Raw genomic sequence first — 19,462 nt, 5'->3', positions numbered from 1 at the left:
CCGCGCCACCTGCGCCGGCGCGCAGGCACCTCGCGCTCCGAGGCTACCCGCTCCGCGATCCGCGGGTAAGGCGTCAGTGAGAAGACCGCAGGAAGACCGCGCGCGAGATCGCAGAACGTGCTACACGGCAGCCTCCACGTGGACTCGCACCGACCACCGCGCCCGCGCTCGCTGCGCCCCTGGTACCTGGTCGCAGCCATGCTGCTTACCTGGCTCATCGGCGTGCGCGGGTTCATGGCCGGCTGCGGGACGGCCATGTACCTGCGCGACGGCATGGCCCCCGACGTCATGGCCGTGGCCGAGCAAGCGCGCGACCAGGGCGAGCCCTTCCAGTTCACGTACCTCGTGCTGGAGGCCGCCCAGGCGCGCGCCCTGAGCCTGCACCAGGACGTCTCCTTTCCGCTCAGCATCGGGAAGGTGCTCCTCGGGGGGCTCCTGGTCATCGCGAGCGGGCTGGCGCTCGGCGGGCGGCCCGGCACACGCGGCTTCGTGCTCCAGGTCCTCTTCGCCAACCTGGCCTTCGCCGCGGTCGAGTACGCGCTTACCCGGGGCGTCCGCGGCGCCTGGATCGACATGGTGGCGCAGGCGGGGGCGCTCCTGCCGCCGGACGTCCCAGAGCGCGCGGGCCTCACGAACCCGGGCCTCTGGTGGACCGCCGAGCGGGTGCGCTTCGTGGTCTTCGAGCTGGCCATCCTCGGCTCCGCCGCGCTGGCGATGACGCGGGAGCGCACAAAGCTGTACTTCCAGGCGGTCGCCCGGACGGTCGACCCCAGCGACGAGCCATGAGCACCGCGGAGAGGATCGCCGGCGCGGATCCTCGCTCGAACCCCGCGACGCCCGAGGAGCGCAGGGTCGCCGTCCTGCCGGACGACCTCGCCAACCAGATCGCGGCGGGCGAGGTGGTCGAGCGGCCGGCGAGCGTGGTGAAGGAGCTCGTCGAGAACGCGCTCGACGCGGGCGCGCGCCGCATCCGCGTCGACATCGAGGGCGGCGGCGTCGGCCTGGTGCGCATCGCTGACGACGGGTCCGGGATGAGCCGCGAGGACGCCGCGCTCGCGGTGGTCCGCCACGCCACGAGCAAGATCGCCCGGCTCGACGACCTCCGCTGCATCCAGAGCTTCGGCTTCCGCGGCGAGGCGCTCCCGAGCATCGCCTCGGTGAGCCGCTTCTCGCTGCGCACGCGGCGCGACGGCGAGTCCGAGGGGACGGAGATCCGCATCGAGGGCGGCGGCGCGGCGCAGGTCGTCCCCTGCGGGTGCGCCGTCGGCAGCGTGGTCGAGGTGCGCGACCTCTTCTACAACGTCCCAGCGCGGCGCAAGTTCCTGCGCGCCGTCGGGACCGAGTCGGCGCACGTGACCGAGATCGCGCAGGCGGTCGCGCTCGGCGAGCCCGGCGTGACGCTGATCCTCTCGCGCGACGGGCGCGTCGCGCGGGAGTGGCTGCGCACCGCGAGCCGCGCGGAGCGGGTGCGCTCGATCCTCGCGGGCGAGGAGCTCGCGACGTGCGCGGGGCAGCGGGGGCCGCTGACGGTCGAGGCGTTCGTGTCGCGGCCGGAGCGCGCCCGCTCGGGCGCCGGCTGGCTCTGGATGTTCGTGAACGGCCGGCACGTGCGCGACAGATCGCTGGCGCGCTCGATCGCGCTCGCCTACGGCAGCGTGCTCGAGCCGGGCCGGTACCCCATCGGCGCGGTGTTCATCGATCTGCCGCCCGAGCTCGTCGACGTGAACGTCCACCCGCAGAAGGCCGAGGTCCGCTTCGCCGACGGCCGCGCCGTCGCCGACGCGCTCTACAAGATCGTCGCCGCGCAGGTGGCCGCGGCGTTCGGCCTGCCCGCGCCGCCCCCCGGCGGCTTCCAGGGCCGGAAGGGCAAGCTCTTCGAGGACGCGGCCCCGCCGCCTGCGGACGCCTGGGTCTGGTCGAGCAGCCCCGCCGCGGAGCCGATCGCGGCGGGCGCGCCGGGCGAGCGGCGCGAGCCGCCGGCCGACCCGTGGGGCCTCGGCGGGGTCCCGCCGGCGCGCCCCCAGGCCGCGCCGTCCGGCGCGGGCGCGGCGGTGCAGCTCGAGGCGTGGGCCGACGTCGCGCTGGCCGAGCGGGGCGGCGGGGCGGGCGAGCCGCCGGGCGCGCCGGGCGAGCAGCCGGCGTCGGTGCCGGGCGCGCCGCCCGTCCCGTACCCGACCGGCAGCGGGCCCGTGCTCGCCGCGGCCGAGCGCGCCCTCGCCTGGAAATCGCTGCGGTTCCTCGCGCAGGTGCGCAACACCTACTTCGTGTGCGAGGGGCCGGACGGGATCTACTTCCTCGATCAGCACGCGGCGGCGGAGCGCGTGACGTTCCACCGGCTGCGGGCGGCGTACGACGGGCGCGACGTCGCGACGCAGAAGCTGCTCTTCCCGGTGATCGTCCCGGCGGCGCCCTCGGAGGTGTCGCTGATCGAGGAGGCGCAGGAGGCGATCGCGCGGCTCGGGCTCGACGTCCGCCCGGCGGGCGCGGCGCAGCTCGCGGTGCACGCGGTGCCGACGCTGCTCCGCCGCGCGGCGCCCGAGCGCCTCGTGCGCGATCTCGTGGACGAGCTGAGCCACTCGGGCGAGCGCGCCTTCTCCGGCGCGGTGGACCTCGCGCTGGCGACGATGGCCTGCCACGGCTCGCTGCGCGCGGGCGACCCGGTGGCGCCGGACGAGGCGCGCGCGCTGCTCACGGCGCTCGACGAGGTCGACTTCGCCGGCCACTGCCCGCACGGCCGGCCCATCGTGATGCGCGTCGGCTGGCCGGAGCTGGAGCACCGCGTGGGGCGGCGGTGATCGAGGCGGAGCACGAGCTCGCCCCGGAGGCGAGCGCGGCCGTCGCGCCGCCGTCGTGGGAGACGATCGCGCCGCCGTCGCCAGGCGAGCTGCTCGTCGTCGTCGGCCCGACGGCGAGCGGCAAGACCGAGCTCGCGATCCGGCTCGCGGAGCGCTTCGGCGGCGAGGTGGTGAGCGCCGACAGCGTGCAGATCTACCGGGAGTTCGACCTCGGCTCCGGCAAGCCGACGCCCGCCGAGCGGGCGCGCGCGCCGCACCACCTGATCGACGCGGCCGATCCGCTGGAGGCGATCGACGCCCAGCGCTTCGCGGAGCTCGCGGAGGCGGCGCTCGGCGACATCCGCGGCCGGGGCCGGGTGCCCATCGTCTGCGGCGGCACGTTCCTCTGGGTGAAGGCGCTGGTCTTCGGCCTGTCGCCCGCGCCGCCCGCCGACCCCGAGGTGCGCGCGCGCCACCACGCCGTCGCCGAGGCCGAGGGGCGCGCCGCGCTCCACGCGCGCCTCGCCGAGGTGGATCCGGCGAGCGCGGCGCGCCTCGCGCCGAACGATTTCGTGCGCGTGAGCCGGGCGCTGGAGATCTACGAGCGCTCGGGCCGGACGCAGAGCGCGTGGCACGCCGAGCACGGCTTCCGGGAGCGCCGGCACGCCGCGCGCCTGGTGGCGGTGCACAGGGATCGCGCCGAGCTCGACCGCCGCATCGCGGCCCGCGTCGCCGGGTGGCTGGAGCAGGGCTGGGTGGACGAGGTCCGCTCGCTCCTTTCGCGCGGCTACGGCGACGCGCGGGCGATGGGCTCGGTGGGCTACCGGCAGGTGCGCGAGCACCTGGAAGGGGGCCTGCCGGCCGCGGAGCTCGCGCCGGCCATCGTGCGCTCCACGCGCGTCTTCGTGCGGCGGCAGCGCACCTGGCTGAGGGATCAGGCGGTCGCGCACGTCACGCTCGCCTGATCCAATATTCTCAATAATTACAATAGTTTACAAAGCGGGAGAGGGGCGCATGGCAGCGCCTCCGAGCGGCGAGACGTCGCCGAGGAGCGGCCCCGCGGGCGGCCTTCGCGAGCGACGGCGCGCGTCAGTACGCGAAGGCCTGGTAGACCTCGGTCTCGTCGGGTCCGTCGAGCGACTCGACGATGGGGTTGAAGCGGAGCATGCGCTTCGCGCGCTCCGACAGGTGGGCGAGGCGCTCGCGGGGCACCCGGATCGAGACCTCCGGGCGGAAGAGCCAGCGGCGGCTGTAGCCGATGACCACCATGGGCCGCGGCTCGCGCGAGCGGTTCGGGGTCCCGCGGTGGAGGCCGCGAACGTCGCGGACCATGACGTCGCCGAGCTCCATGGAGACCGGCTCGAGCGCGACCTCGCCCTGCTCGAGGCGCCGCATCCCCTCGGCCCTGGAGAGCATGTGCGTGCCGCGGGCGATCTCGATGGGGCCGTTCTCGGCGGTGACGTCGACCAGGGGGAAGTTGACGGCGAGCTGGAACGCAGGCGTCTCCTCCCCGGTCTCGGGGAAGAGCGGTGGCGCGTCGCGGTGGACATCCTGGTAATCGGACCCGAGGAGCGGTGTATCGGTCGCGAGCTGGACCATGGTCATGTCGGCCCCGATGAGGCGCTCGGCGACGCCCAGGATCGTCTCGTCCTCGTAGATGCGCGGCTCCGCGAAGGGGGCTTTGAACGGGAGCGTCACGTAGTAGCGACCCGGCCCCCGGTTCTCGAGGTGCCCCTCGCGCGCGACGTGCGCGTCGAGGAGCGGCGCGAAGGCCTCACGCCACGAGAGCAGCAGGCCCTTCGGGATGAGGTTCTTGATCAAACAGAACCCATCGCGCCGCGCTGCGCGGGCAAGCTCATCCATCTCGGCGCTCGTGGGGCGGGCGTGGCTCATGGCTCGGCGCCGAGCCTGGAGCGGCGCTAGCGAGTCGTCAAGCACAGCACTCGTTCATGGCCGATTCACCCCGACACCCTCTTTGCCGGAATCGTTGTCTTCGGAGGAGGAGATACCGCTCCAGGCGGCTGGACCACGCACGCGGGACGGACAGGCGATCTCATCCTGCGCGCCGCCGGGATGGCGCCGCGTCGGCGGCGCTGGATCCCTCGGTGTCAGCGCGACTGCCACCTGACCTCGCCGTCGCAGCGGGGGCAGCCCGCGCCGCGCGGCCGCGCCTCCTGCGCGAACGCGACACGGCCGCACCCCGCGCACACGGTCATGTGGCTCCGGTAGAGCTCCGCGTCCGAGAGGATCTCGGCGGCGAGCAGGCTGAGCACGATGTCGCTCAGGAGGTCGCTCTCGCGCGGCGCCGGGAGCCAGCCCGAGCGGTCGCCGACAACGCTCCACCGCACGCGCGCGCTGTACAGCGCCGCGCGGAGGAACCCGCGCTCGGGGTTCGGCGCCACGAAATCGAGCAGCGCGAGCGCCACGCGCCGGCGCGCGCACCCGGTGAGCACGGCGACCTCGCGGTGCCGCTCGTCGAGCTCGCAGAGCTCCACGGTCTCCGCGCCCGGCTCGCGCAGCGCGCGCGGGGCTCTCATCCAGCCGGGAGCGACGACATGCTCGTGCAGCCACGCCGCGAGCTCGTGGGGCTCCCACGGGCGGGTGGTGCCCTGCATGAAGCTGAGCGCGCCGGCCAGGCTGGGGCTCGCGAGCAGGCGCGCGCGCAGCGCGACGAACGAGCTGGCCCGACCGCCGTCGGCCCGGGCGTCCTGCCCGAGCGCCTCGCCGCGGACGGAGCGGCTCGTGGGCAAGAGGCCAGCCATCGCGATCTTCAGGGAATTGCTCATAAGGTCCATGGGGTTTCCGTCCCGCTGTGCGCTGCGGGGGCGACCAATCGCCGGCAATGTGCGGCGCTGTAAGCGCGCGGCGTGCCAGCCTTTCGATGCGTCAGCACCCCGGCGCATCGCGCGAAAGCGCGCTGAATGCGCGCGAGAGGGGCGCGATGCGACGAATGGCGACGAATGCCGCTGATGTCTCGGGACCGCCGCCCATCGCACGCGATTGCTGTGTCCGGGCATCAGGCAGCTCGAACGCAATCCACCTCTGCGCTCGGAGGGCGTCCTGTGCTCATCCTTGGCGCCGTGAGAGGGTCCGTTTCGCGCACCGGCGCGGAAGGCAGAGTTTCGTCCGCCCGTGACAATCCGAGATCGCTCCCGGCCGTTCCCCGGAGGCATCATGAGGGAGACACCCGGCGCGCGCCGGGCGGCGAAGCATCGATGTTCGTGGAGACGCTGGCGGATGGGGCGACCAGGGGAGGAGCCCGCGGGACGATCTGTGCCGTGTTGTCCGAGGTGGCCTATCGGACCGACACGACGGCGCGTGGCCTGCGCCGGCGCCGCGTCACCGCGGGCGCGGCGGCGAGATCGCCGCGCCGAGCGCGTGGGCGGCGCGCAGGGCCACGACCCGGAGGTGACCGTCGGGCAGGTGCTCCCGCCCCGCGACCAGCTCGGTCAGCGGCACCCAGTACAGCCGCCGATCCGGGACGGGCGCCGGCGCGACCCGGGGCGCTGCGGCGGCCGGGGCAGCCGGCGCCTCCGCGGCCACCGCGGTGACCACGAAGGCGAGCGGCTGCACAAGCTCCGGCGTCAGCCCTGGCGAGGGGCGGTAGGCACCTCCGAGCTCGACGGCCTCCCCCGCCTCGACGCCGTACTCGACCCGGAGCCTTGTCCGCACGAAGGCCTCGGCGTCCGCGAGGGTGCGCGCGCTCCGCGGCAGCCGCCACGCCGGCGCGACAAGGAGCTCGCTGCTGCCCGAGAAGCTCTGGGCGGCGGGCAGGTCATGGTCGTCGACGCCGAGCAGCACCTCTCCCGACGGCGCGCGCGCGAGCAGCGTGGTCGAGACGGTCAGCGCGCCGAGCGGCCGCGGCACCACGTACTCGAGCTCGCGCGCGGCCACCACGGCGCCGCCCTCGGCCAGCTCCTCGAAGCGCGCGCGCCGCACCTCGAGGAACCCGGTGCTGGCGCTCGGGTCCACCCGCGAGAACCGCCGGCGGCTCGGGCGCTCGAGCAGGGCGCGCAGCGACGTCGGCCGCACGACGGCCACCGCGCCGCCGTCCCCGCCGACGCCCGCGTCGGCAGCGCCTGCCGCGCCCCCTCCGGGCGGATCGGCGCGCCCCTCGGGGAGCGCGATGTCGTCGCCGATCCACGGCCCGAACGGCAATCCGAAGCGCGCCAGCAGGTCGTAGACGTTCAGCTCGAGCCGCGCGTCGGGCAGGCCTCCGACCTGCGCGGCGCGCAGCAGCTGGCGCGCCTCGATGGCGCGGATGCGGCCCGAGGTGGCGAACCCGGAGACGTCCTCCGAGGGCGCGTTCACGAACGTGGGCTCGACCTCCACAAGCATCGAGCGCACCTCCTCGAGGATGCCGCCCGGCGACGGGTAGTACGTCGTGCCCGGGATCATCCGCTGGATCGCCGCCGCCTGCACGCCGGCCGCCCGCTCCAGCGCGCGCTCGACCGTGTGCCCGACCGGGAACTCGCTCTGCACCACCGCGATCGGCTCGGCCAGGTAGTCGGCCGGACCGCTGCCGTCGAGGGGAGGCGTCTCCTCGCGGCAGGCGTGCGCGATCGGCCGCGGGTAGCTCGTCCTCGCCAGCACGTACGCCGTCTCGCCGGCGAAGAAGAACGGCAAGATGTCGAGCGTGGGGTGGGGCCGCGCCGCCAGATCGAACACCCATCCGGTGGCGCGATCCTGGTGATGCTCGATCCGCAGGAACCGCGGAGGGCCCTCCGCCGGCCGGAGCCCGAACGCGACCCCCTGACCGGCCTTCACCTTCTCGCCGACGATCAGGTAGTTCGTGGGCGGACAAGGCAGCCGCGCGCCCGCGGCGTCCCGGAGCTCGAAGCGGCCGGCGAACCGGTTGCGCACGATCCAGGGGTTGCGCAGCGGCGTGGACGACAGCACGCGCAGGCCGAGGCGGGCGAAGAGCGCCTCGAACTGCGCTTGCGAGAAGTAGGTGTACTCCTCCTTGACCTCGGCTTCCCAGTCGGCGCGGTAATCCTTCCGCAACAGGAACTCGACAGCATGCTTGTGGGTGAGCCGATACCGGCGCCACCCGGGGCGCGGCGCGGGGAGCGCGCCAGACGGCGCCGGCGCCACGCGCGCCAGCGGGAACCCCGGCTCCGGCGACAGCGAGCGAAACTCGCCGGCGAACCGGTCGAGGAGCGCCGCGGTCGAGGCGCTGCGGGGGTCGGGGCCGTCGTCGCCGTCGTCGGCGGGCACGTCGAGCAGCACCGGCTCCGGCCCCGGGTCGACGAAGTCCCGCACCACCAGCACCCCGCCCGGCGCGAGCTGCTCCACCTGCGCCGCCAGCGCGTCGGCGGCGTTCGCGTGGCGGTAGCCGCCATACGAGGTCACGTGGTGCAGCACCGACGAGTCGAAGATCCCGTCGAGGCTCTCGGGCGGGAAGACCGCCGTGGCGATGTCGCCCAGCTGGAAGCTGAGGTTCGGGTGCCGATGAGCGCGGCGCGCGAGCTCGATGACCGCGGGATCGATGTCGACGCCGATCACCTCGAGGCGCGGGTAGAGCTGGGCCAGCGCGGCGCTGCCCTGCCCCGAGCCCATCCCCATGTCGGCGACGCGGCCCTCGCACAGGAGGTGCGCGGCCGTGAGCGCGACCTTCTGGCGCATGGACGCGTCCATCGCGGCCAGGTACCGCGCGTACGCGGACAGGTCGTCTCGCCGTTGCTCCGCCTCGTACCCCGCCGGCGCGCTCGTCGTCATGACGACCAGTGTACGCCGGTCGAGGGACACGGATCGACGACGGTCGCCCCGGCGCGGGCAGCGCCGGCGCGGTCATGGGACCGGCGAAGGCCGCTCCGGGGGGAGCCGCGCGCCGGCCGCCTCAGCTCGCGGCCAGGCCCGGGAGCGGCGACTTGGCCTGGAGGTTCGGATCGCCGAAGCCGCTGAAGCTCGTGACGCCCATCGCGTCGCACAGGCTGAGCAGCACGCGCTCGTGCCGCTCGTTGCTCCTGAGGTAACGGCCGCCGGGGCTCGTCTTCAGATAGCCGCCCTCGCCGCTCGCCAGGACGAACTTCATCTCGTTCATGTTGTGGTTCGGCGAGTCGCCCATGTCGCGGCACCAGGCGATCAGCGTGTTGTCGAAGAGCGTCCCGGAGCCGTCGGCCTCGGGGATCGCCTTCAGCTTCGTGATGAGGTCGACGAACCGCTGCGCCAGCCACTTCTCCAGCTTGATCAGGTCGAGGTGCGCAGGGGCGCCGGTGTGGATCATGGTGCCGTGCTCCTCGCCTCGCAGCCCGATGTCCGGGAGCTCGACGGTCATGGCCTGATCCGAGCCCCACTGGATCGCGGCGACCCGCGTGATGTCGCACGCGAACGCGCCGACGATGAGATCCATGTGCAAGAGGTTGGCCGCCAGCGGGTCGCTCGGATCGCCGGCGGGCGTCGCCGGCGCGCCGCAGGCGCCGCCTTCGCCGGAGGGCGCGCTGGACAGCCGCTCCTCGAGCTGCCGGATCGAGTCGAGGTGCAGATCCAGCTTGTACTTCTGCTCCGAACCCAGGTTCCCCTTGAGCGTCGCGATCTCGCTCTTGAGGTTGTCGAGCACGCTCCGGCGACGGCGCAGCAGGTCGTCCGAGGTGGTGTTCGACGGGATCGCCGAGCCGAACAGGGTGGTGTAGGCGGACTTGGGGGAAGCGATCGTCGGCAGGTTGTCCTTGCGATAATACGGCGACCTCCCGTTGTTCACCGTGCTCTCGGCCCCGAGCAGGAGCGAGGGGATGAGCGTCTTCGTCCCGCCGGCGACGAGCTTGTCCGCGATGAACTGATCGACGGAGATCAGCTTGGCGGGGTCGCTGAAGCCGAGCCCGGTGAGGCCATCGGGGGCGCCGTGGTTGTTCCCGGGATTCCCGCTGGGGAGGCCGTCCACGAGCACGACGTGCTGCTTCACGTCCGCGAGCGGCGACGTGGACTCGCTGAACGTGGGCGTCTCGCCGGAGACGCTCGCGGGCTTCCAGATCTGGGGCGCCGTGCCCATCGTGCAGAACAGGAGGAGGCGCTTCGGCTTCTTCCCGGGCGCCGCCTGGGCGATGGAGTCGAGGAACGGCGTGAACAGGAAGCTGGCCCCTGCGCTGGCCCCGAGGCCTTTGAGAAAAGCTCTACGATGATGGCTGCGCATGAACGACCCTTTCACTCGCCCGGAGCTCGCCGCGACAGGCGCGTGGGGGCGCGCCTGTCGCGGCGGAGGGCCGCGCCCCCTGTTCTCAGGTAGCCGCCAGGCCCGGGAGCGGCGATTTGGCCGACAGGGCCGGATCGCCGAAGCCGGCGTAGTCCGTGACGCCCATCGCGTCGCACAGGCTGAGCAGCACGCGCTCGTGCCGCTCCCTGCTCTGGATGAACCGGCCGCCGGGGCTCGTCTTCAGGTAGCCGCCGTTGCCGCTCGCCAGGACGAACTTCATCTCGTTCTGCGTGTGCGCCGGCGCGTCGCCCATGTCGCGGCACCAGGCGACGAGCGTGTTGTCGAGGAGCGAGCCGGAGCCGTCGGCCTCGGGCAGCTCCTTCAGCTTCTTGATGACGCCGACGAACTGCTCGTGCAGCCACTTCTCGAGCTTGATCAGCTTCACGTGCCCGGGGTCGTTGCCGTGGATCAGGCCGTTGTGCTCCTCGTCGGCCAGGCCGATCTCCGGCAGATTCACGTTCATCATCTGATCCGAGCCCCACTGGATCGCCGCGATCCGCGTGATGTCACACGCGAAGGAGCCGACGATGATGTCCAGATGAAGCTGGTTGGCCTTCATCGCGTTGCTCATATCGCCGGCGGGCGCTGTCGGGACGGAGCAGCCGCCGCTCCCAGGTCCCCCTCCGCCGGGCATCGAGGTCGAGAGCCGCTGCTCGATCTGGCGGAGCGACTCGAGGTGCAGATCCAGCTTGTACTTCTGCTCCGAGCCCAGGTTCCCCTTGAGGGTCGTGATCTCGCCCTTGAGGTTGTCGAGGATGCTCTTGCGCCGGCGCAGCCGATCCTCGGCGGAGGTGTCGTTGGGGATCGGGGTCGTCGGCCCCACCCCCGAGAACACGGTCGAGTAGGCGGACATCGGGGAGCCGATGGGCACCAGGTTGTTGTTCTTGTAGAACCCCGTCTTGCCGCCGCTCGTGTCGGCGCCGAGCAGGAGCGAGGGGAAGGGCGTCGCCGGCTTCAGCTTCTCCAGGATGAACTGGTCGACCGAGATCAGCCCGTAGGGGCCGCTGCTGTAGTAGCCCATCCCCGTGATGCCGTCGGCGGACCCGTGGTTGTTGCCGGGGCTCGCGCTGGGGAGGCCATCGAGCATCACGATGTGCTCCTTCACCTGCTCGAGCGGCGAGGTGGCCTCGCTGAACGTGGGGGTCTCCCCGGAGACGCTCTTCGGCTTCCAGACCTCGGGAGCCGTCCCCATGGTGAAGAAGATCAGGAGCCGCTTCGGCTTCTTCCCGGGAGCCGCGTTGGCGATGGAGTCATAGAACGGCGAGAACAGGAGGCTGGCCCCCAGGCTGGCACCGACACCCTTGATAAAGTTCCTACGGCTGTGGCTGCGCATGACCGATCCTTTCGCTGACTACCGATCTCTTCGTTGTTTGCAGCCGTGGGGTCACGGACCTTGGACTCTGCGGGTGAAGTGCGGCGCGCGCGTCAGCGCGAGCCACACGCTCTTTATGCGGTACTCGTCGACCGCCGCCTCTTGCTGGACCTTCTCGTACGTGCAGCCGTCCTGCTGCCAGGTGCCGCCGAACGCGTAGTACGACCAGTAACGGACCATGCACGCCTTGACGTCCTCGCTCGCCGCGAGGTAGTCGGCCAGCTCGGTCGCGCCGCTGAAATTGAAGTCCGACCCGGAGGGCGGCTCGATGATCGTGCCGGTCACGTCGAGGGGGAGCCCGTTCTCGTCGTTCCGCCACCGACCGAACGTGTCGTAGTGCTCGAAGCCGACACCGATGTTGTCCATGTACTTGTGGCAGCCGTTGCAGGTACCGGCGGTGTGATTCGCGAGCGTCTCACGCGTGGTCGCCGGGGTCTCCAGGGGCTTGACGTTCGGATCGACGCCGGGCGGCGGGGGCTCGAGCGGCTGGCAGAGGAGACGGGTGCGGACCATCTTGCCGCGCTGGGTGGGCGAGGACAGCTTCGCGCCGCCGTGCCCGGTCAGGAAGCTGCCGTGGGCCAGGATGCCCCGATCGCGCTGCCCGGGGGGGATCTGCACCCGGGTCAGCTCGGTGCCGCCGGCCCCGCCAAGGCCGTAGTGCGCCGCCAGGTCGCTGTTGATGTACGTGTAGTCCGCCTGCAGCAGGCTGGAGAACGTGCCGTTCTGCGTGAACGCGGCGTCCAGGATGAGCGCCTGCGTCTCGGACATCATGTCCTTGCGCAGCGCGTCCGGGAGCTGGAAGACCGTGTTGTCCTTCACGCTGGTGACCAGGCGGTTGAGCTGGAGCCAGCCGCGCATGAACCGCATCATCTCCGCCTCGGCGAGCGGCCTGGTCGCCGGGTCCTCCAGGATGCGCAGCGCGTGCTGGGAGATCTGCTCGCTGGTCAGCGTGGTGCCCTGGGCGGCGGCCGCGTCGGCGGCCTGCAGCAGCGCTTCGTCCGGCATGGTCCCGGTCAGCAGGTACGAGAGGTTGTTCGCGATCTCGTGCGGGGTGAGCTCGTAGACGCCCGCGCCGCCGGCATCGGTCCCGATCTCGTGGCGGTACAGGAAGAACGGCGACTGCAGCATGGCGCTCACGACCACCTTGGCGCCGTCTTCGAACGTCTTCTCCGGCGCGAACAGGGCGTCGTAGGACGCGACGCGGTCGTCCGAGAGCTTCTCGCGGAACGCGCGGCGGCCGAAGTCACGGATGAACTCGCCCCGGCAGGCGGCGTCCGTCGCCCTGCAGGTGACCGAGGTGATGCTGCTGAGCTTGGTCGTCACCGCCCACTCGGCGGTCGCCTCGGCCCAGTCCATGATCTGCTGGGCCGTCAGGTCACGGATCACCAGCGCGTTCGCGTCGGCCGTGAACCCGAGCACCTGCGGATCGTTGAAGATGCTCGGGAGGGCGACGCTCGGATCCTTGAAGAGATCGCGGACGGTGGCCTCGAACTGGTCCACCGTCAGGCGACGCACCACGCGCGGGCCGGGGGTGCTGAGGTCCTCGACCATGCAGGCCGACACCTTGGGGATGTCGTGCGGCTGCGGCGGCGGATCGTCGGTCGGCAGCGGGTTGTTGGGATCGGGCTTGTTCTCCTCCTCCCCCTCCTCCACGGCCGTGCCGTCAACATCGCCCAGATTGCCCAAGCAACCGAGCGGGCCGGCGAGGAGGAGCGCGACCGCGGAATAGCGGCGACACGCCCTCGCCGAAACCAAGCTGTTAAGCGTGCTCATCATTGCTTGAGAAAAGCTGATGTCTCTCATGTTGTCAAGCCCCGATCAAGCGGTGTCGCCTCGATAACTCGCGTGATTTCTCACGCGCCCTGACGCAACTCGTCATTCTTTATCGAATCTGTTCCCGACTCTGTTCCCGGCTCTGTTCCCGGCTCTGTTCCCGAATCTTTATCGGATCTCTCAGCGCTTCTGCCTGGTTCCGCTGACGGACCGAGCTGGCTCTCCAGGGGTAGAGTCGTGTTCGACGCTTTGCGTCGAGCCAATTCACGATGCCATCCGCCACGCGAACGAGCTCGGCCCGCCCTCGATGTCGAAGCCGGACCGGGGCCGCTGGATCGCCAGGCGCGCTTCGACCTCGGGGCTCGCGCCGAGCTGCTCATTTCCCGTGAGTGTCGAAAAGCGATCCACGGAGAACCACTAAGCAACCCGTGTGCCGCTCCGTCTCTCAGGAGCTACCCATGGGTCCTGGGCCAGTTTATGGATTTTTTCGGAGATTTCGCGTGGGTGGACGCCAAAAAGTCCAGGAAGCGTGATCCACCCCGGCAGCGATCCATCCGTGCTCTTCTGTGACCGGGCCCCCCAACCCCGGCCACGTCAGCCCTTGGACCAGGCGCTGATCGAGCGATAGCTGGCGACGGACTCCTCGATGACCTCCAGGGCCCGCTTCCTGTCGTACATCGTGTCGACCTCGGCGAGCTTGTTCTCGAGCGTCTTGTAGTCGATGAAGAACCGCATGAGCTCCTTTGTCACGTGCGGGGGCAGCTCCTCGTGGGTCAGGTAATGGGCCACGGAGGGGTCGTCGACGGCGACCGCGATGATCTTGTCGTCGACGCCCTTGTCGTCGCGCATGAAGAAGCCGCCGATGGCGCGCGCCCGCACGATCGTGAGCGGCACGACCGGCTCCTGCATGAGGACGAGGACGTCGAGCGGGTCGCCGTCGCCCGCGTGCGTCTGGGGGATGAAGCCGTAGCTGGCGGGATAGTGCACAGACGAGTAGAGCACGCGGTCGAGCATCAAGAGCCCGGTCTTCTTGTCGAGCTCATACTTGCACTTCGATCCCTTCGGGATCTCGATCACCACGGGAAAGAAATCGTGCCGGCTGTCAGGAAGCACGATGTCGTGAAGCGGATGTGTCATTGAGGCGTCCTGGGCTTTCGCCCCGCCCTGGAGGCGGGCGGGGGGTACGCAGGATAGCAGAATTCAAGGCAAATTGGCGCTCGGCGTGTCGCTTGCCACGCACCTGGCGGCCGAGCGGGCCCGGCCGGGCGGACGCGGCCATGCCAGCTCGGCCTGGTCCATGGCGGCTTGACGTCGAGCCCCGCGGGCGGCGGCGGCAGCGGCTGGCAAAGGAGCTGTTCGCGCACGAACTTGCCGCGGTGCACGGGCGACGACCCGGCGGCGCGCCGTGGGTGCGGAGGACGCTGCCGAGCGTGAGGATGCCCATCCGGTTCGACCCGGTGAGGTCGACCCGCGTCATGCCGTCCTGGTCCGCGGCCCCGCCCGGCGCCTCCAGGCCACAGAACGACGCGAGCTCCTGGTTCACGTAGGAGTAGCTCGCGGTGTGCATCTCGTTGAGCGAGCCCTGGACTGGAACGAGCTCGGCGCACATGCACCACAACGCGTGAGCCGCTGCGCCACAGGAGAAGTCGCGATTTTATCTTCCAGACATCCTTTGTACCTCGGCCGCTCAACACCTCCTCGTCCGAGCACAGCCATGCAACGAGCTCGGCAGTATCTGGCACGGTCACACCGGTACAATCCGCAGGACGCTCCGCGGCCCGGCCGCCCGACCCGGCGCCGCGCAAGCCGGCCGCGTGGAGCATCCCGGGATGGGCAGGAGGCGCCGCTCGTGCGATGAGCTAGGGCCCCATCGCGGGGGCAGACCTCGCCCGCGGGCCTCCGGATGGCTGTAGCGCTCCCCACGAGACCGTGCCCCACGCACGCCCCACCCCAGGGGCGGGAGCGCGCGCCTGCTCCGCAGCGGCCGCGGCGCAAGGCGCCCTGCGCGCTCGCGCTGATCGCGCTGATCGCGTCCCTCGGCGGCCCCCACGCGGCGGCAGCGCGCGCGCCGGACGCGCCGTCGACCGGCCCGCCCGCGTCGAGCGCGCAACCTGGCGCGCCCCCCGACGAGGCCGCCGGCCCGCCGGCCGAGGGCCGCCCCGTGGTCTCGCCGGTGCAGCGCCCCGGCGAACGCGACGCCCCGCAGCGCGCCTGCTCCTTCACGCTGCCGGTGTGCGTGCACGCGCCCGCGGACGTCCCCGGCGCCGCCCTCCTGGAGAGCCTCGCTCACCTGGAGGCCGCGATGCGCGCCTACGACGCGCTCGGCCTGCCGCGGCCGCTCCCCGACGGCGCGCGGGGCGGCAGCCCGTCGTACGATCTCTACCTGGAGCGCGGCCCGCACCGCAGGCCCACGCGCGTCGGGCACGACCTGCGGGCGGTCGGCGAGCGGTTCGACGCCGCGAGCGCGTTCGCCCTCATCGCGGCGCCGGGGCGCGGCGGGTGCCCGAGCGCGTCCGACGCGGCGTACGCGCTCGGGCACGCCGTCGCCGTGCGCCTCGACGCCGGGGCCGAGGAGGGCGCGCTCGCCATGGCCGCGAGCTACCTCGCCGCGATCGCGGCGCCCTGCGCGGCCGAGGAGCTCGCCGCGATCGACGCCTTCCAGCGCGCCCCCGAGCGGGCGCTGACGGGCGCGGCGCTCGGCGCGCTCGACGGCGCCCTGCTCTTCCCGTGGTACCTCGACGACGCCTACGGCACCGGGACGCCGGCGCAGGTCGCGATGTCGCTGCTCGCCATCGCGGCGCAGTCCACGCCCGCAGGCGCGGCGCGCTTCCGCGCCGAGCCCGACACGTTCGACGCGCTCCGGGCGTCGCTCAGGTCCCGCGGCAAGGACCTCGACGACCTGCTCCTCGAGTTCGCGATCGCGCGGGCGTTCCTGGGCAGCCGCAGCGACGGCGCCCACCTGTCCGACGCCGAGCGGTTCGGCGACTTCGGCCGGGTGCGCTTCGAGTGGTCGCTGCCCTACGCCACGCTCCCGCGGCGGGTCGCGCCCCTGCGGCCGATCGAGCCGACCGGCGCCACCTACCTGTGGCTCGATCTCTCCGCCGAGGACGCGAGCGCTCGGCCGGATCTCAAGGCGGCCGAGATCACCTTCGTGGCCGACTGGGAGCTGCCCGCGCTGTTCCGCTGGGCGATCGTGAAGGTCGACAGGCGGGGCGCCGAGGCCGGCCGCGTCGAGGTGGCCGGCATCTTCGGCAGCAGCCGCGCGCAGCGCACCGTGGTCGGGCTCGACGGCCTCTCGGGGCTGCTCCTCGTGGGCGTCAACGCGGGGAGCATGATCCGGAGCCGCCCGTTCGATCCCGACGATGCGCCGTTCATGCCGCACGCCTACACGGTCTGGCTCTCGAAGTAGGCGACGCGGGCCGGCGTCCGCGTCGCCGGCCGCCGCGTCACGGCCGCGCCTCGTCGCCCCTCGGGGACAGGTGCTGCGCGAACCATTCCCCCGCGAGCCGGGCCACCGCCGCGAGCGCGCCCGGCTCCTCGAACAGGTGCGTCGCCGACGGCACGACGGCGAGGCGGCGCGGGCCCGCGAGGTGCGCGAGCGCGTCCTGGTTCAGCGCCAGCACGGCGGTGTCCGCGCTGCCCACGATGAGCAGCGTCGGAGCCCGCACCCTGGCCAGGGCCGCGCCCGCGAGATCGGGCCTGCCGCCGCGCGACACGACGGCGCCCACGGCGCGAGGCCGCGCCGCCGCCGCGATCAGCGCGGCCGCCGCGCCGGTGCTGGCGCCGAAATAGCCGACGCCGAGATGACGGAGCTCGGGGCGCGCGAGCGCCCAGTCCGTCACCCCGATCAGCCGCCGGGCGAGCAGGTCCACGTCGAAGCGGAGGCGAGCGCTCCGGCGATCTTCCTCCGCCTCGTCCTCGGTGAGCAGGTCGAAGAGCAGCGTGGCCAGCTCCCATCGCCAGAGCGCCTCCGCGACGGAGCGGTTGCGAGGGCTCCTGCGGCCGCTGCCGCTGCCGTGGGCGAAGAGCACGAGGCCGACCGCCCTCTCCGGGACCGCGAGATCCCCGGGCAGCGCCGCCGTCCCGGCCTGGACGCAGAGCGGCCGCTCCGCGCCCTCGGGCGGCGGCAGCTCGCGCTGCGCCTCGGCGAGCAGCCGGACGACCGCCTCGTCGGAGGTCTGCGAGAAGTCCTCGTAGTAGGCGCCGATCGCCTGGAGGCCGGGGTCCTCCTCGATGCACGCGATGCCGTCGACCTCGCGGCCGAGCGATGACAGGCTCGACGGCGCGGCGACCGGCACCGCGAGCACGAGCCGCTTCGGCGAGCGCCTGCGCAGGTCGCGCAGCGCGGCCCGCACCGTGCCGCCGGTCGCGATGCCGTCGTCCACGACGATGACCGTCCGCCCCTCGATGAGGGGCATCGGCCTGTCGCCCCGGAACCGGCGCACCCCCCGCTCCACCTCGGCGGCCTGCTGCTCCGCGACCTCGGCGAGCTCCGCCTCGGTGATCCCGAGCAGCGCGACGAGGCTCCGGTCGATGTACACCTCGCCCCCCTCGGAGATCGCGCCCACGCCGAGCTCCGGCTGCCCGGGTGCGCCGAGCTTGCGCACGATCCACACATCGAGCGGCGCGCCCAGCGCGCGCGCCACCTCGTAGCCCACCTCGACGCCGCCTCGCGGCAGGCCGAGCACGAGCGGCGCCTCGCTCCTGTACCCCGAGAGCAGCTGCGCGAGCCTGCGCCCGGCGTCCCTGCGATCCTGGAACAGCTTCGCTCGACCCATCGCCGCCTCCCCTCACCTCCGCCCCCTCTCGACCTTTCAAGAGCGGTGCCGCGCGGGTCACGCACCGGGCTGGCGGGGGGCGGTGGGGGACGGGGCCGAGCGCCGGCGCGAGCTCAGCCGCGCGGCGCGGCGGCCCGTCAGCCGAACAGGCTCCACTCGTCCTCGATGAGCGAGAGCGCGTTGAGCAGCTCGAGCGCGAGCTCGCGCTCGAGCCACTCGTCGACGCGCTGGCCGGCCGCGACCGCGCTGAAGCACGCGCGCGGGATGCGCTTCGCGAGGTGCATCAAGCACGAGCCGGTCCGGTCGAGGCGCGCGACCCAGTCGGTGTCGCGGTAGGCGTACCTGGCCTGGTGGAACAGCGAGTCGCTGAGCGCGGAGATCCTGTCGCGGATGACCTCGGCGGGCTCGGCGCGGGACGCGATCGCCTCGCGGATCTCGCCGATGGCGCGCAGCACGAGGCCGACCGGCGCGCCGGGGTGGAACGAGGCGCGCTTCGGCGAGAACGTCAGATCGTCGAGCGCCAGGAAGTACAGGGCCTGCGGCGAGGACACGCGGTAGAGGTACGCCGCGCCGCAGGCGTCGGCCGACCTCATCGCGATCTGCCAGGCGCCCTCCTCGTCCACGCTGTCCTGCTCCGCGGGCATCCCGTCGAAGCGCTCGATCCCCGTGCTGCTGACGAGCGGATCGGCCCACGCCATGACCAGGACCGACGTGGCGCGCGACCAGCTGCATAGCAGGCGCGCGCCCGCCTCGGCGGACACGCGGCCGCCCGGCGCGATCCAGACGAAGCGCCCCTCCTTGAGGTCGGCGCGGTACTCGTGCTGTGAGGCGCCGTGATCGGCGAGCTGCTGGAAGAGCTCCTCGCCCCGCGCTGCCCAGCGCTGGGCGAGCGCTTCCTCGGCGCTGCCGGACGGCGTGTCGTCCCAGTCGAGCTCCGGCGGACGGGGAGGCGAGAGCTCCGCGTCGCCCGCTTGGCTCTTGACCTTCGCGGTGCTCTTGACCTTCGCGGCGCTCTTGACCTTCGCGGTGCTCTTGACCTTCGCGGTCCGAGGTCGTCGCTTAGGCGGCGCGGCGCGGGGCTGCTCGTCGGCGCGCGCCCTCGCGGCGCCCTTCCTCGGCGCGGCCGGCCGCTCCGTCGCGGCGCCCTTCCTCGGCGCCGGCCGCTCCGTCACAGCGCGCTTTTTCGGCGCGACCCGTCGCTCCGCCGGAGCGGCCTCCACAAGCGCGGCGGTCCCCTTCGCCTTCCTGGGCGTGGCCCGCGCGCTGACGGGCGACCGCTCCTGCTTGTCGCGCAGCGCGGCCGGCGGGCCCGCATCGGCGACGCCGCGCTGGCCCGCCTTGTCACGAGGCTGCGCGCGCCCCCGCCCGCTCGATGCCTTGACGGTGCGCCTGGGTTCGGCCGAGGTTACTCGACCGCGCGGTTTGGGCATTGGGACAAGGTATCACGAGCTCGGCGGGCGATACCGATGGACGCGCCCCGAGAGACGCGCATGGCGAACGGAAGGCCAGTCGACCGAGCGCCAGGCCAGAAGCCCGCAGCCCAAGCTCGGTCTGCCTGGCCGCGTTCAGCTCACGG

At 72.6% G+C, this 19,462-nt stretch carries 16 protein-coding genes; 5 read left to right on the top strand and 11 right to left on the bottom strand.

The window, feature by feature from the left end; all coding sequences use genetic code 11:
• Positions 1-198 precede the first annotated feature (198 nt).
• The 3 genes from WMF28_RS43635 to miaA are packed head-to-tail and all read left to right on the top strand — an operon-like array spanning position 199 to position 3,739.
• Complete coding sequence (locus WMF28_RS43635) at positions 199-786, top strand: hypothetical protein (RefSeq protein ID WP_437599672.1); 588 nt, start codon at positions 199-201, stop codon at positions 784-786.
• Complete coding sequence (gene mutL, locus WMF28_RS43630; RefSeq protein ID WP_437599671.1) at positions 783-2,795, top strand: DNA mismatch repair endonuclease MutL; 2,013 nt, start codon at positions 783-785, stop codon at positions 2,793-2,795. Before WMF28_RS43635 ends, mutL begins: the two co-directional genes overlap by 4 nt.
• Complete coding sequence (gene miaA / locus WMF28_RS43625; protein ID WP_437599670.1) at positions 2,792-3,739, top strand: tRNA (adenosine(37)-N6)-dimethylallyltransferase MiaA; 948 nt, start codon at positions 2,792-2,794, stop codon at positions 3,737-3,739. The genes mutL and miaA overlap by 4 nt, the downstream gene beginning before the upstream one ends.
• 124 nt (positions 3,740-3,863) lie before the next feature.
• Here the strand turns inward: miaA and WMF28_RS43620 are convergent, their stop codons facing one another.
• From WMF28_RS43620 to WMF28_RS43580, 9 genes are all read right to left on the bottom strand, one after another.
• Positions 3,864-4,667, bottom strand: a complete 804-nt coding sequence (locus WMF28_RS43620) for a phytanoyl-CoA dioxygenase family protein (protein WP_437599669.1) — start codon at positions 4,665-4,667, stop codon at positions 3,864-3,866.
• Positions 4,668-4,882: 215 nt separating this feature from the next.
• Positions 4,883-5,560, bottom strand: coding sequence for a hypothetical protein (locus tag WMF28_RS43615; protein WP_437599668.1), 678 nt, complete (start codon positions 5,558-5,560; stop codon positions 4,883-4,885).
• Between the two features lie 553 nt (positions 5,561-6,113).
• Entirely contained in the window at positions 6,114-8,492 is a 2,379-nt protein-coding gene (locus WMF28_RS43610; protein ID WP_437599667.1) for a methyltransferase domain-containing protein, read from the bottom strand.
• Between the two features lie 121 nt (positions 8,493-8,613).
• Entirely contained in the window at positions 8,614-9,903 is a 1,290-nt protein-coding gene (locus tag WMF28_RS43605) for a DUF1552 domain-containing protein (protein ID WP_437599666.1), read from the bottom strand.
• A gap of 85 nt (positions 9,904-9,988) precedes the next feature.
• Positions 9,989-11,296 (bottom strand): DUF1552 domain-containing protein, encoded by a 1,308-nt coding sequence (locus tag WMF28_RS43600; RefSeq protein WP_437599665.1) that lies wholly within the window; start codon positions 11,294-11,296, stop codon positions 9,989-9,991.
• A 51-nt stretch (positions 11,297-11,347) separates the two neighbouring features.
• Positions 11,348-13,111 carry a DUF1592 domain-containing protein gene (locus WMF28_RS43595; RefSeq protein ID WP_437599664.1) on the bottom strand — a complete coding sequence of 588 codons (1,764 nt, stop codon included), beginning with the start codon at positions 13,109-13,111 and terminating at the stop codon, positions 11,348-11,350.
• Between the two features lie 261 nt (positions 13,112-13,372).
• On the bottom strand, positions 13,373-13,516 hold the full coding sequence (locus WMF28_RS43590; protein ID WP_437599663.1) for a hypothetical protein: 144 nt from the start codon (positions 13,514-13,516) through the stop codon (positions 13,373-13,375).
• 186 nt (positions 13,517-13,702) lie between these two features.
• Positions 13,703-14,245: an inorganic diphosphatase gene (locus tag WMF28_RS43585; protein ID WP_437599662.1), complete on the bottom strand. Its 543-nt coding sequence runs from the start codon at positions 14,243-14,245 to the stop codon at positions 13,703-13,705.
• Positions 14,242-14,472 carry a hypothetical protein gene (locus WMF28_RS43580; RefSeq protein WP_437604377.1) on the bottom strand — a complete coding sequence of 77 codons (231 nt, stop codon included), beginning with the start codon at positions 14,470-14,472 and terminating at the stop codon, positions 14,242-14,244. Before WMF28_RS43580 ends, WMF28_RS43585 begins: the two co-directional genes overlap by 4 nt.
• Positions 14,473-14,484: 12 nt before the next feature.
• Here WMF28_RS43580 and WMF28_RS43575 point away from each other — a divergent pair, with 12 nt between their 5' ends.
• On the top strand, positions 14,485-14,655 hold the full coding sequence (locus WMF28_RS43575) for a hypothetical protein (protein WP_437599661.1): 171 nt from the start codon (positions 14,485-14,487) through the stop codon (positions 14,653-14,655).
• 356 nt (positions 14,656-15,011) lie between these two features.
• A complete protein-coding gene (locus WMF28_RS43570) occupies positions 15,012-16,517 on the top strand; it encodes a hypothetical protein (protein WP_437599660.1) in 1,506 nt (501 codons plus the stop codon).
• A gap of 37 nt (positions 16,518-16,554) precedes the next feature.
• Here the strand turns inward: WMF28_RS43570 and WMF28_RS43565 are convergent, their stop codons facing one another.
• Both WMF28_RS43565 and WMF28_RS43560 read right to left on the bottom strand, forming a co-directional pair.
• A complete protein-coding gene (locus WMF28_RS43565) occupies positions 16,555-17,886 on the bottom strand; it encodes a phosphoribosyltransferase family protein (RefSeq protein WP_437599659.1) in 1,332 nt (443 codons plus the stop codon).
• Between the two features lie 137 nt (positions 17,887-18,023).
• Positions 18,024-19,316, bottom strand: a complete 1,293-nt coding sequence (locus tag WMF28_RS43560) for a DUF6882 domain-containing protein (protein ID WP_437599658.1) — start codon at positions 19,314-19,316, stop codon at positions 18,024-18,026.
• Between the last annotated feature and the right edge of the window lie 146 nt (positions 19,317-19,462).

The sequence above is a fragment of the Sorangium sp. So ce590 genome, assembly GCF_051521365.1.
In the GTDB taxonomy this organism is placed as follows: domain Bacteria; phylum Myxococcota_A; class Polyangia; order Polyangiales; family Polyangiaceae; genus Sorangium.
Note: the sequence above shows the minus strand (reverse complement) of the source record. Positions and strands in the feature narration are given on the sequence as shown.

What these genes read in the sequence shown, in the direction of transcription:
- WMF28_RS43635 (WP_437599672.1), top strand. Translation starts at nt 199, where the DNA reads ATGCTGCTTACCTGGCTCATCGGCGTGCGCGGGTTCATGGCCGGCTGC.
- mutL (WP_437599671.1), top strand. Translation starts at nt 783, where the DNA reads ATGAGCACCGCGGAGAGGATCGCCGGCGCGGATCCTCGCTCGAACCCC.
- WMF28_RS43620 (WP_437599669.1), bottom strand. Translation starts at nt 4,667, where the DNA reads ATGAGCCACGCCCGCCCCACGAGCGCCGAGATGGATGAGCTTGCCCGC.
- WMF28_RS43615 (WP_437599668.1), bottom strand. Translation starts at nt 5,560, where the DNA reads ATGAGCAATTCCCTGAAGATCGCGATGGCTGGCCTCTTGCCCACGAGC.
- WMF28_RS43610 (WP_437599667.1), bottom strand. Translation starts at nt 8,492, where the DNA reads ATGACGACGAGCGCGCCGGCGGGGTACGAGGCGGAGCAACGGCGAGAC.
- WMF28_RS43605 (WP_437599666.1), bottom strand. Translation starts at nt 9,903, where the DNA reads ATGCGCAGCCATCATCGTAGAGCTTTTCTCAAAGGCCTCGGGGCCAGC.
- WMF28_RS43600 (WP_437599665.1), bottom strand. Translation starts at nt 11,296, where the DNA reads ATGCGCAGCCACAGCCGTAGGAACTTTATCAAGGGTGTCGGTGCCAGC.
- WMF28_RS43595 (WP_437599664.1), bottom strand. Translation starts at nt 13,111, where the DNA reads ATGATGAGCACGCTTAACAGCTTGGTTTCGGCGAGGGCGTGTCGCCGC.
- WMF28_RS43585 (WP_437599662.1), bottom strand. Translation starts at nt 14,245, where the DNA reads ATGACACATCCGCTTCACGACATCGTGCTTCCTGACAGCCGGCACGAT.
- WMF28_RS43570 (WP_437599660.1), top strand. Translation starts at nt 15,012, where the DNA reads ATGGCTGTAGCGCTCCCCACGAGACCGTGCCCCACGCACGCCCCACCC.
- WMF28_RS43565 (WP_437599659.1), bottom strand. Translation starts at nt 17,886, where the DNA reads ATGGGTCGAGCGAAGCTGTTCCAGGATCGCAGGGACGCCGGGCGCAGG.
- WMF28_RS43560 (WP_437599658.1), bottom strand. Translation starts at nt 19,316, where the DNA reads ATGCCCAAACCGCGCGGTCGAGTAACCTCGGCCGAACCCAGGCGCACC.